This window comes from Microbacterium sp. EYE_78 (genome assembly GCF_023149035.1).
Taxonomy (GTDB): domain Bacteria; phylum Actinomycetota; class Actinomycetes; order Actinomycetales; family Microbacteriaceae; genus Microbacterium.
Genome location: NZ_JAHXMY010000002.1, coordinates 53055 through 64642, shown reverse-complemented (window position 1 = coordinate 64642; position 11588 = coordinate 53055). Strand labels below are relative to the sequence as shown.

Below are 11588 nucleotides of genomic sequence, written 5' to 3'. Positions count from 1 at the left end.
AGGGTCAGATGCGGTCGACGTCGTCGTCGAGCTCAGCCGCCATCTCGCGGTACGGCGCGCTCTCCTCGCTCTCCAGCCAGGTACGGGCGTACTCGACGAGGATCGCGGGTGAGTCCTCCGCCTCGGCGGCTGTCGCGAACGGCCCCAAGCAGTCCTCCGAGGGGCGCTCGTCGTCGCGCACGACGGACTGGGTCGAGAGGTTGTACCAATAGGTCTGCGACATCAGCGCGGCCTTCCGTTCGTCTTGCCGATCCTCATCATCCCGCACGCACGGAACGGGTCGTGGTGCGGAGCGATCTCCGCACCACGACCCGTGGTGTCCGTAGGCGGTATCAACCGCCGGCGAGCTCCGCGTCCGTGTCGCGGATGCGGTCGGCCATGCGGTCGAGCGCCTGGGCCATGTCGTTGACTGCCTCAGCGGCGTCGTCGAGCGACGTCGTGAGCTCCGAGTACGCCGTCGAGTAGGCCTCGGACGCGTTCTCGGTCTTGAAGCCGTCCTGCACCAGGTCATCGATGATGCCCTGGAGTTCCTTCAGCGTGTCGGTGACGGTCTGGCGACCGTCGCGCAGGCGCTGCGCCGCGCTCTCCATCTCGCTGTATGTTGCACCGAAATCGTGTGCCATGAACCCGCCTCCCAGCGTGTCGTCGTGGTCCGGAGAACCCGTTTCATCCCCCGCGTGAACGATGCTAGCGAAGAGGTCCCCCCGACCCCATGGGGAGAAGTCCCCTCTTGACAATCCTTCGTCAGACCGGTTGCTCACCGAGGCGAAGGGCTGGTCGGCGGCGCAATTCCGCGCGTGCGCTCAGTGCCCGATGGGCCCCTGGAGATCGACCATCATCTGGATCGCCGAGAGCGTGGGGCGTTTCTGCAGGGTGTCGACTGTGCCAGGTCCGCCCAGGGAAGGAAGGGGAACGAAGATGAACGACTCATCGAATGCGGGCGCCGTCGAGCCCCAGCAGCGTCAGGAACGACGCCGGCTTCCCCAGACCCGTACCGCGTTGCTCCCGGAAATGAAGCGCCACCAGGCCCCCGAGGCTGGGCTCCCAGGTGATGCGGTCGCCCAGCTCAGCCTCGTACACCGCAGGGTTGATCACGCGGATGAACCCCTCGCCGAACGTGCCGTACCCGTACTGCTCCCAGATCTCGACGATCTCCGCGGGAACCCGGTCACGGTACGCAGCGACCACTTCCGGCTCCACCGGAGCATGCGGGACGAAATCCTCGATCTGGACCATGGTTTCTGACCTGGGGACGAACTCAGGTGTGGTCGATCAGTGACCGATGGGACCCTGCAGATCGACCATGACCTGGATAGCCGAGAGCGTCTGACGCTTCTGAAGCGTGTCGACCGTGCCCGGCCCACCCAACGACGGCAGCGGGACAAAGATGAACGACTCATCGAAGTCCGGCGCGCCCTGCGCCGCGACCGCTTCGGGGAACACACCCCAGTCCAGAACCCGCGCAAGGTGACGCGCGCCGCCTGCACGCGTCAAGGTCAGGAAGCTGGACACCTTGCCCAAACCCGCGCCTCGATTGCTTCGGAACATCAGCGCGATCAGGCCGCCCATACTCGGTTCCCACGTGATCACGTCGCCAAGGCCGGTGACCATGACGGGGATGGAGATGCCGTCGCCCTGCGTCTTCCCGAGCCGGTCGCCCAGCTCCGCTTCGTACACGGCGGGATTGATCACGCGGATGAAACCCTCGCCGAACGTGCCGTATCCGTACTCTTCCCAGATCTCGACCAGTTCCGGGGGTACCCGATCGCGATATGCGGCAATGACGTCGGGTTCGACAGGGGCGTGCTCGACGAAGTCAGCAATCTCGACCATTCCCACAACCTATCGAACGACGACGTTCATATAGACCCTGGTGATGTCGACGCCCGGGTTCGCCTCCAGATAGCGAACGACAGCTTGGTCGATGTCACCCACACGCGTGCGCCATTGCGATCCGAGTGACGAGTTGATCCGAGCGTCACCCACACCGGAGATGTCTGTCACGTCCCCACCGGCGATTCCATCGAGGCGGTGCGTCGCGGCTTGGGTACGCATCCAGTCGGTGGCGGAGGCATACGCATCGTCGTAATCCTGGCCGGCTTCGACGAGCTCGGTCACCTTCTCTTCGAATGACAGCTCCCGCGCATACTCCTGCGCCCTGAGCGAGTCGGGCGTGCGGCCGTTCTGCAGGTACTCGGTGCGGTTGCGGAGCCAGTCGGACAGCGGCATCTGCTGCAGTGCGTCCATCTGCTCGTTGTACTGGCGGTCGTACTCGACCGGGTCGTGCTTCTTGTTCCGCTTGAACGGACGCAAGGTGACATCGAACGTGTCGATGTCTTCGACACCGTCGCGGTTGCGTCGCTGCTTGCCGCGCAAGCCTCGCACCATCTCGCCGAGCTGCCGACCGTGGACCGGGATGTCGTCCAGCGCCCGCAGCATCGGCTTGATGAGTTCGTCTCCGACTCGTGCCATCCGTCAGTCCCCCGTGATGTGCAGTCCGGCCAGGTCGGCCATCAGCCGGTCCATCAGCGATTCGATGTCGGCAGCCCGCAGATCGAGCTCCTCCTCGGACTGCTCGAGCGCCTGCAGGTCGGCGTAGAACTCGTCCGGGTTGCCGGCCACGGCCTCGACGACGGGAGCGTTCAGCGCGGCCATGACGACGGCGGGCATTTCATCGACGAGCGGCTCGATGACCGTCGGCAGGATCTGGTTCAGCGCCTGCTCGATCGCGATGTCGACCGCGGCGTTCAGCAGCTTCTTCTTGATGATGAGCATGGGGCCGGCACCGACCGCGGTGATGGGGTTGGTGAGCATGCCGACCAGCGCGATCATCGTCGTCGTGACGTCGGCGATGACCTTGATCTTGAGCCCGAGCACGACGCCCGCGGCGAAGTCCATCCCCGGCGGAACGGGCCCCAGCAGGTCGACGAGCTTCTGCAGGTTCTGCGATCGGTTGGTGTTCCACGCCGAGACGAAGGCCGGCCCAGCCTGGCCCCGCATCGCCGCGGCCAGGTCTCCGTTCACCTTCCGGTCGATGGCCTGCAGGGAGTCCTCGAGGTCGTCGCGGAAGTGGGAGACGATCTGCGCGCCGCGTCGCAGCTCGTCCTCGTCGACGTCGGGCCATTCGAATCCGAGCTTCTCCATCACCCAGATCAGTTCGTTCGGCAGCATCATGCCCACAGCGCATCACCTCCCCAGCGAGCGTAGGCAGGAGTCGTCGCCACGCACATGGGGAGAAGTCCCCGTTCCGATCGACGGCTCAAGCCCCCAGCGTCGTGCCCGCGGCATCCGCCGTCACCGCTTCGCGGGCCGCAGCACGGGTGGTCGGCACGCTGACGACCGGCTCCGCGGCGGGCGCGACATCCGCGACGAGCGGCATCTGCACTGTGACCGAGCGACCAGCCTGCACGAAGATGCCGCGGCCGACGGGGAAGTCCGACCGCTTGACGCGGCCGAACGGCGTCTTGAAGATCGCCTCGCCGTCGTACGTGTCGGGCTTGAGCACGATGCCCTGCCTGCCGGCCTTCCACTCGCCGAGGACGCCGATGCTGCCGCTCGCACGGGAGATCTCCGCCTCGCCGATGAGCATGTGCTCACTGTCGTTCATGGCCTGCAGGAGCGCTCGCATGGGGCGGTCCGCGGGGCCGTCCGAGAGGTGGGGCATGTCCTCGATGACGATCAGGATGCGGCCCTCCGACAGCTCCCGCGTGACGAGCTCCGTCAGCTCGGTCGCCAGCTCCTTCTCGTCGTCGGGGCGGGTGGCGCTCTTCACCCAGGGACGGAAGTCCTTGAGCTCCGCGCGGCGGCTGCCGAAGTGGTACATCTGCACGCCCGGATCGAAGCGCTCCATCGCCGTCACGAGCGACTTCAGGCCGTTGGTGCGACCGGATGCCGGGGGCCCCGAGATCACGAACGAACCGATCGGCTCGAAGCCGTGCGCCGACAGGGTGTCGTCCGCGACGCCGAACACCGGCATCCCGTCGACACGGGCAGGCATGTCCGACGCGGGGACCGCAGTGGGCAGGGCGCCGATCTCGGGCAGATCCCGCACGCCCTCCGCCCGGAGCTTCGCGCCGAGCGCACCGAGCGCCTTCGTCTGCTCCACCGCGTTCGAGGTGCCGCCGAGGACGGCGATCTGCGCCTCGTGGCCGTCGATCACCGCGCGACCGGGGGCGGACTGCTCATCCAGCACGTCACGGGGCGTGCCCAGCAGCATGTACTGCGACGGGTCGCCCATGCGGAGCACGACCTTGCGGGGGATGTTCGAGGCGACGGCGCTCGGCACCGCGTTGCCGCGGTCCGCCGTGAGCACCGTGTGGACGCCCAGCGTGCGGCCTTCGCCGAGAATCCGCATGAAGGTGCGGTAGAACGGCCCGCGCCCAGGGGCGACCTCCCAGTCCTTCTTGAATTCGGGGAAGTTGTCGATGAGCAGGATGATGCGCGGCAGGTTCGGATCCGCGATCTCGCGGTACTCCTGCAGGGTCGCCGCGCTCGCCGTCGAGAACGCGGTGGCCCGTCGGTCCATCTCGCCGTCGAGTGTGCGGAACAGCCGCTGGATGCGCTCCACGTCGGACCCGTCGACGACCGATCCCACGTGCGGCAGCGCTGACAGCGCGCCGAGGGCGCCGGTGGCGAAGTCGAGGCAGTACACGTTCACCCGGCCGCGGTCGGGGCGCATGCCGGCGGCCGTGCCGATCGTCTTGAGGACGGTCGACTTGCCGGATCCGGACGTGCCGTAGACGACAAGGGAGCCGTCGCGGTCGGGGACGAAGGCCGCCGACTCCTGCAGCTGCTTCTCGGGAACGTCCATGAGGGCGATCGGGATGCGGGTGTCGCCGTCGTTCGCGAGGTCGGCCAGATCGACGAGCGCGGACAGGTCGTCGAGCCACGGACGTCGCGGCAGCGGCAGGCGGGCGACCTTCCTCGCCTCGACGAGCGTCGACACGATGCGCTTCTGGTCGTTGGGACCGAGGTCCTCCTCATGGGAGTCCGATTCGGCCGGACGGTCGGGCTCCCACTCCGCGGCAGCGCCGAAGCGGAGCTCCGAGACGCGGACCTCGGCGACGGCGGTGTCCTCCTGGCTGGTCCATCCGCCGGTGTACGCCGATTGGAAGGGGACCAGGCGCCCCGGACCCGTTTTCGCGATCGCGCGGCCGGGGACGGATGCCGGGAAGCTCGCCGCGACGTCGTCGTCGACCACGTCGCGCGAGTCCGCCTCGTCCGCCATGCGGAGCGCGATGCGGAGGTTCGTGTTCGCCCGGAGGTTGTCCTTGATGACACCCGCGGGGCGCTGCGTGGCCATGATGAGGTGGATGCCGAGGGAGCGGCCCCGCTGGGCGATGTCGACCACCCCGTCGACGAACTCGGGCATCTCCGACGCCAGCGCGGCGAACTCGTCGATGACGAGCACGAGCGAGGGCGGGCACTCGGGGTCCTGCCGCTTCTCGAGCTCGAGGAGGTCCTTGGCCTTCTTGCGATTGAGGAGGTGCTCGCGGTGCTGCAGCTCGGCTCGGAGGCTCGTGAGCGCACGGCGGACGAGGTGCGGGTTCAGGTCGGTCACGAGCCCCACGCAGTGCGGCAGGTCGACGCAGTCCGCAAAGGCGGATCCGCCCTTGTAGTCGACGAAGAGGAACGTGACGCGGTCGGGGCTGTGCGCGGCGGCCATGCCGAGCACCCACGCCTGGAGGAACTCCGACTTGCCCGAGCCGGTCGTCCCGCCCACGAGCGCGTGGGGGCCCTGCGTCCGCAGATCGAGCAGCATCGCGTCGCTCGGCCCCTGCCCGATGATGGCGCGGAGGGTGCCGGCCTTCTTCAGGCGCGGCCTGGGCGTGGGCGTGCGGTCGAGGATCGTGTTGTTCTGTCGCCACCGCTCGATCACCACGGCGGGGTTCTCTGCGATGGCCGGGTCGACGAGCTGCAGGAACATGACCGCGTTCGGGATGTCGGATGCGTCGTGCACGACCGTGCTCGCATCCACGACCGGCGCCAAGCGACGGGCGAACATCTCCATGTAGGCGTTCGAGACCCCTTCGACCTCGGCGTGGTCGAAGCTCTCGCCGCTGCGGACGAGACCCACGCGGGCGTCGGAGAGCTCGGCGCGCAGCTCGATGAAGCTGCGGCACACTGCCGGCAGCGACTCGACGGTCGAAGAGACGAAGACGGCGTGGACGCCGTGGTCGGCGCCCTTCTCGAGGACGTCGGTGAGGCGACCGCGGTCGACCGGAGCGTCGCCGGTGACGAAGACGACGACCGACACCGGGGGCGTGCGCTGCCGGTCCTCAGCGGCTCGGGCGACATCGGTGCCGTACTGCAGGGGGTTCCAGTCGTCTTTGAACGGGCCGCGCGGCTCGCCCTTGCCTCCCCCGGCGGCACGCCGCACGTACTCCTCGAGGGAGTTCAGCAGCGCCGCGGCGCTCGGCGCGGAGTCCGCGAGCGCCGCACCGCGGAACGGGCTGCGCTCCGACGAGGTGTGCGGCAGCCACTTGAGCCACTCGAGCTCGGGGGTCCATGAGGCATCCGAGAACGCGACCGTCACCACGTCGTTCGGCGCATGGAGCCCGAACAGCTGCACAGCCACGCCTCGCATCGCGTCGGCGACGAGCGTGCGGGGACCCGCGATGCCGATCGAGCCGGCTGCCGCCAGCGTCTCGAAGATCGGGACGTCGTCGACCGTCGCGTACCGCTCGCGCAGGCGGTCGACGCGATCGATGTACTCGGGCAGCCCCTCGGGCGTATCGGTGTCGTCGATCGCGTTGCGCGCCGGCAGCGAACACGTCCCGAGCCGGAGCGCGAGGAAGTTCCAGTGCTCCGGACGCCGCGTCCACAGCATGGGTCCCAGGCGCATCGCCTCTTCGAAGACGTCGGCGACCGCCGGCGCCTCGGCGTTGCGCGCCCGCTCCTCCGCCGGTTTGCCGCGGAAGAAGTCCTCTTCGAGCTGCTCGAACTGCCGCTCGAAGAGCAGGCGCTCGTGGTTCTCGCTCTTCTTGCTCTGGACGGACTGGTTGATGAGGTTGCCGAACGCCATGAGCGGGGTCATGACGATGAGCAGCAGCGAGCGGGGATTGCCATTCAGCGCGAAGAGCGCCGCACCCATGATGATCGGGGCCACCAGGATCGGCCACGGGAAGATCTTGCCGATCTTCTCGGTGGGCAGACGCGGCGGCTTGAAGCGGGTGCCCGGGTAGCGCACCTCGACGCGCGGACTGCGGTTGAACAGCAGGCCGCCGCCGCGCTCGATCACGGGGTCCTCGGCGGCGCCGCCGTCCCAGACCCGCGTCAGATACACGACCAGCGTGGTTCCGCCGATGACGAACGGTCGGCCGTCTTCGACGCGGACACGCTGCACCTCGACGCCGTCGACGAGCACCCCGTTGGCGGAGTTGAGGTCGACGATCTCGGCGTGCGCGCCGACTTCGAGACGCGCATGGCGCTTGGAGACCATCGGGTCGGCGAGGACGACGTCGTTGCCCGCGTCCCGCCCGATCGACACGTGCCCAGCCGCGAGGGCGAACTCCTGCCCGGCGAGCGGCCCCGCGGTCGCGCGGAGGATGCCGACCGCCTCCCCCCTGCCCGCGGCGACGAAGGCGGCGCCGTGGTTGACGATCGAGGCGGTGAACCCCGATCCGATCGGGGCTTCGCCGATCGGCAGGTCGTGCGGAAGCTCGACCCCGCGCGCTGCCGTCGGGGGCGCCACCGACAGGGTCAGGACGTCGTCGTCGCCGAAGACCAGGGACCGGGTCGGGTCGGATGCCGCGATGTACCGCGCGACGTCACCGACCGTCGCCGTCGAATCGGCCGTGACGACGATGTCCACGGGGTCGTGATCGTGACGGTGCAGGGTCAGTTTCAGGCGCATGGCGCGTCTCCGATGGTGCCGGTGGTGCCGGGATTCGAGGGGGCGTGCGAGAGAGGGGTGTTCACAGCAGGACGACCTCCGCGAGCCGGTCGCCGAGACGGACGGTGTCGCCGACGGCGGCCGAGATGGGCGATCCGGCAGACGCGGCCTGCTCGACGCCGGCGCGGACGACGGCGGTGCCGTTGGTCGAGTGCCGGTCGACGACCTCGACGCCGCCTCCCGCCGGCAGCACCAGCGCATGCGTCTTCGACAGCGACCTGCTCTCGTCCCGGAGCCGGATCGGGTGCGCACCCGGAACCCCGGCGGAGTCTGGATCGCGACCGACCACGATGGGGCGGTCGACCTCGATCACGTCGCCGGTGTCGAAGCGGAGCGCCAGGCGCGGCGTGGTCGGCGCCGCCGGCGCAGCAGCCGGCGCGGGCTCGCGGGGAGCCGCCGTGGGCGCGGGCGTCGGCGCAGGACGCGAGTCGTCGGCCAGGCCAGGGCCGGGGCGTGAGCGATCGACCGGGCTCTGCGGGGAACCGGGGACCGCGCCTGTCGCCAGCGTCCCGCGCTGGGGAGGCGGTGTCCGCCGGGACTCCTCCATGCCTGGCGCCGCGTCGATGACCCCATCGGGCACGGGCGCCGGTGCCGGTTCCCCTGACGCGATGGGCGCCTCGGGCGAACGGCCGACTCCGAGCACACCCGCGCTGATCCGGTTGCCGGGACGGTAGTCGGGCACCTCGCCCGGACGCGTCGCCGTGGCGAGGGACGGCCGTTCGGGGCGCTCGGGCACAGGGTCCGCCTTCACGGTCTTGCGTGCGACCCGCATCCGCTTCTCGTCGTATGGGTTCAAGCCACGCCGCGCGTCGACCAGCCACATCCGCGCCGCTCGGTCGTGCAGCCCGCGTCCGCGCTCCTGCGGATCGAACGTGGGCGAGGCGAGCATGACGGCCGTCCCGAGCGCCGGGACGATGCCCGCCGCGCCGACCAGCACCAGCCGCAGCAGGACGGGCCATGCTCCCGGACGCTCGAGGGTGCGGACGTTCACGCTCCGCAGTCCCGTCACCGCCTTGCCGACGGTGAACCCCCGCCGCGCGTGCAGCACCCACTGCACGATTGCGAACACGAGGCTCAGCGCAACCGAGACGGCGGCCATGACGACCGCGAAGACGAAGTCGGGGTGGTTGAGGAAGCCGTAGGGCGAGATCGAGCCCGTCGCGAGTTTGAGGAGGAGCGGTACCGCGCCCAGCCAGAGCGGCAGCTGCAGCAGCACCCAGATCACGGAGTCGATGACGAACGACAGCGAACGACGCCCGAAGGGGGCGCGGATGAGTCCGAGCGCCGCTGCGTAGGCCGGATCCGGCCGCCCCGCGGCATCCACCCCGTCGGGCCGGTTCTCCGGCTGGTCGACCTCCCAGATCATCGTGACGACGCGCGAGGCTGGTCGCCGGGCACGAAGTACCGCGCGGGCGACAGCCCGGTGCGGACGATCGCGTCGCCGGCGGCGTCAAGGAACTCCGCCATCGTCGCGACGCTGAGCGACCCCGACGGGTCGGCGATGATGACGTTGTCCACGACCGGCAACAGCGTCGCCGTGCCCTTCGGCCATGCCGCGAACGTCGTGGTCACACCGCTCTCGAGCACCTGGATCTTCGCCTCGGCCACGTGCACGTCCGGGCGCTGGAGGGCGGCGGTCTGCACCTCGTACGCACGCACTGAGAACAGCCGCAGCACCCGCTCGAAGCGCATCTGGAGATCGGGGAGCCGCTCCCGCCACGGGAACGGCGCCCAGCCCTCGTCCGTCAGGACGACCGGGTGAGCGCTGACGAGCGGCCCCGCGGCGTCGAACAGCTCCTCGGCGAGATCCAGCGCCCGCGCAGCGGCGGCGCCGTCCTCGGCTCCGATGACGACGACGCGATCGCGCGCATACGGGAACAGGACCGGGGCACCCGACAGCTGCGCGCCCGCGAGCCGCGACGGGTCGAGCAGCGCTGCCGCGGCATGCGCCTCGTCGGTGATCACGATCGCACCGGCCTCAGCGTTCGGGAGCTCGCCCACCGCGCCGATCGCTGAGCGCACGGCATCCCGGAATGCAGCATCCGCACCCTCGACCTCACCCTGGGTCACGGGGGCGTCACGCTCCCGGTGGAGCAACCCCACGAACAGCTCGCCGCCGACGTACTCCACGCGAGGGTGGGCGGCGCCGGGAGCGGTCTGCGACAGCACACCGAGCTCGCTCGCACCGTAGATCCGGAGGATCGCATCGGTGGCGACTCCATCGACAGCACTCATTGGTCCAGCCCTCTCATCAGCGTCCTCACAGACTAAATCCTCGGTCGTGGTCGCTCAGGGCGACCACATCCCGCAACGACCACCCCAGGTCGGGCGCGTCGTTCCGCTCGCCGGGCGCGCGGTGGAACAGCCACCCCTCGGGCACGACATGCAGTGCGAGCGTCGCCGGCGCATCCGGCGTCCGCCCGCCGGCGCGGACGAGCGCGACGCCGGCCTGCCCGACGTAGATCCAGTACCGCACCCGCGACGCCCCGACCCGCCGGAGCGCCGATGTGTACGAGCCGATCGCGTCGTCGCGCTCGGCGTCGAGATCGAGCAGCGACCAGGTGCCGGCGCGGTGCAGGCACGCGGCACTGACGGCATGCCAGAGGTCGTCGACGTCGGCCGGCACGTCTCCACTCGACCACTGCGCGAGCGGGACGATGCGAGCCTCTCCCCGGACCAGGACGGGCACGCCCCCCGCCAGGGAGCTGTCGTGCGTCGCGTCGAGCAGCCCGTCGGGCACCCCCTGAGCACGCACCAGGGTGCGGCGCGCGAGCTCCGGCACGATCCATTCGGGACTGGTCGTCTCCGCGGCGGTCACGAGGTCCCGCCACCCAGGTCGAACGGCCTCGATGACCCGGGCCACCGGCTCTGATCCAGCATGCCGTCGCCATTGTTCCAGCCGGTGGCGTCGTGCGGGATGTCGATGACCGCTTCGGGGATGCCGCTGGGCAGGTACCCGCCCGGGATCCACCGCTCGACGTCGGTCCCGCCTTCATTGCCCGATGGGAGACGGAGCCCGGCCAGGTCGTCCGGCGCGAAGTCCCTCAGCTGCACGTCGGCACCCTCGAAGAAGTCGCCGGGGAGACCGAGTGCATCAGCCAGATCCTTCGGACCGTCGACGTTCGCCATGAGCGTGTTGAGCTGGTCGGTCGGGAACACGTACGCCGTGTTCGTCGTGTTCCCGGGCACCTGGTTGTTCCCCGGTCCCCAGTCCTCGAGGCTGCGGGTCACGTAGATCCTCGTCGCGCCGTTCTCGAACTGGGCGAGGTGGGTTCGCATGTAGTCGTCGGTCAGGTAGTCCCCGGGGTCCGGGCGGTTGCCCTTCCCCGCATCGACCACCGCGTCGGGCTGCCACCGGCTGTTCGTGCGCCAGCCGTTCTGCAGCGACGACGGGACCCCGGTCGCGTCGAGGTCGCTGACGCGCGACGTGTTGTCGCTCTGCTTCCGTCCGTGCTTGCGGAACATCTCAGCGAGCTGCCGGACGTGAACGGGCACACCGTCCAGCGAATTCTTCAACGGCCGAATGACCTCGCCACCGATACCCATGTACTCCCCCTCCGGAAAAAATGCTAACGACGGCCCCGAACGGGGCAAACCTCTTGCGCGCGGACCTCGCGCCCGCCTAGGGGAAGGCCCCTCGGCGCTCGTGTCGTTCGGCTCCCAGGGGAGCGGGTCAGGATCGTCACGAAGGCCA

11 protein-coding genes are annotated in these 11588 nt (G+C 69.6%); all 11 read right to left on the bottom strand.

All coding sequences use genetic code 11. From position 1 onward, the window contains the following. Positions 1 to 4: 4 nt before the first annotated feature. A complete protein-coding gene (locus KZX17_RS07390; protein ID WP_248171743.1) occupies positions 5 to 223 on the bottom strand; it encodes a hypothetical protein in 219 nt (72 codons plus the stop codon). Positions 224 to 332: 109 nt separating this feature from the next. After that, the gene (locus KZX17_RS07385; protein WP_231370862.1) at positions 333 to 623 is read right to left on the bottom strand and encodes a WXG100 family type VII secretion target; all 291 of its coding nucleotides are present in this window, start codon (positions 621 to 623) and stop codon (positions 333 to 335) included. A 304-nt stretch (positions 624 to 927) separates the two neighbouring features. Then, positions 928 to 1236, bottom strand: coding sequence for a GAD-like domain-containing protein (locus KZX17_RS07380; protein WP_248171742.1), 309 nt, complete (start codon positions 1234 to 1236; stop codon positions 928 to 930). Between the two features lie 36 nt (positions 1237 to 1272). Continuing rightward, positions 1273 to 1833, bottom strand: a complete 561-nt coding sequence (locus tag KZX17_RS07375; RefSeq protein ID WP_248171741.1) for a GAD-like domain-containing protein — start codon at positions 1831 to 1833, stop codon at positions 1273 to 1275. A 9-nt stretch (positions 1834 to 1842) separates the two neighbouring features. Beyond that, positions 1843 to 2439, bottom strand: coding sequence for a polymorphic toxin type 15 domain-containing protein (locus tag KZX17_RS07370; RefSeq protein ID WP_248171740.1), 597 nt, complete (start codon positions 2437 to 2439; stop codon positions 1843 to 1845). Positions 2440 to 2475: 36 nt separating this feature from the next. Continuing rightward, complete coding sequence (locus tag KZX17_RS07365) at positions 2476 to 3174, bottom strand: WXG100 family type VII secretion target (RefSeq protein ID WP_248171739.1); 699 nt, start codon at positions 3172 to 3174, stop codon at positions 2476 to 2478. Between the two features lie 85 nt (positions 3175 to 3259). Next, the gene (locus KZX17_RS07360) at positions 3260 to 7855 is read right to left on the bottom strand and encodes an FtsK/SpoIIIE domain-containing protein (RefSeq protein ID WP_248171738.1); all 4596 of its coding nucleotides are present in this window, start codon (positions 7853 to 7855) and stop codon (positions 3260 to 3262) included. 61 nt (positions 7856 to 7916) lie between these two features. Beyond that, the gene (locus tag KZX17_RS07355; RefSeq protein ID WP_248171737.1) at positions 7917 to 9260 is read right to left on the bottom strand and encodes an RDD family protein; all 1344 of its coding nucleotides are present in this window, start codon (positions 9258 to 9260) and stop codon (positions 7917 to 7919) included. After that, the gene (locus KZX17_RS07350) at positions 9257 to 10129 is read right to left on the bottom strand and encodes a hypothetical protein (RefSeq protein ID WP_248171736.1); all 873 of its coding nucleotides are present in this window, start codon (positions 10127 to 10129) and stop codon (positions 9257 to 9259) included. Before KZX17_RS07350 ends, KZX17_RS07355 begins: the two co-directional genes overlap by 4 nt. A gap of 25 nt (positions 10130 to 10154) precedes the next feature. Next, the gene (locus KZX17_RS07345; protein ID WP_248171735.1) at positions 10155 to 10712 is read right to left on the bottom strand and encodes a hypothetical protein; all 558 of its coding nucleotides are present in this window, start codon (positions 10710 to 10712) and stop codon (positions 10155 to 10157) included. Continuing rightward, positions 10709 to 11440, bottom strand: a complete 732-nt coding sequence (locus KZX17_RS07340; RefSeq protein ID WP_248171734.1) for a hypothetical protein — start codon at positions 11438 to 11440, stop codon at positions 10709 to 10711. The genes KZX17_RS07345 and KZX17_RS07340 overlap by 4 nt, the downstream gene beginning before the upstream one ends. Between the last annotated feature and the right edge of the window lie 148 nt (positions 11441 to 11588).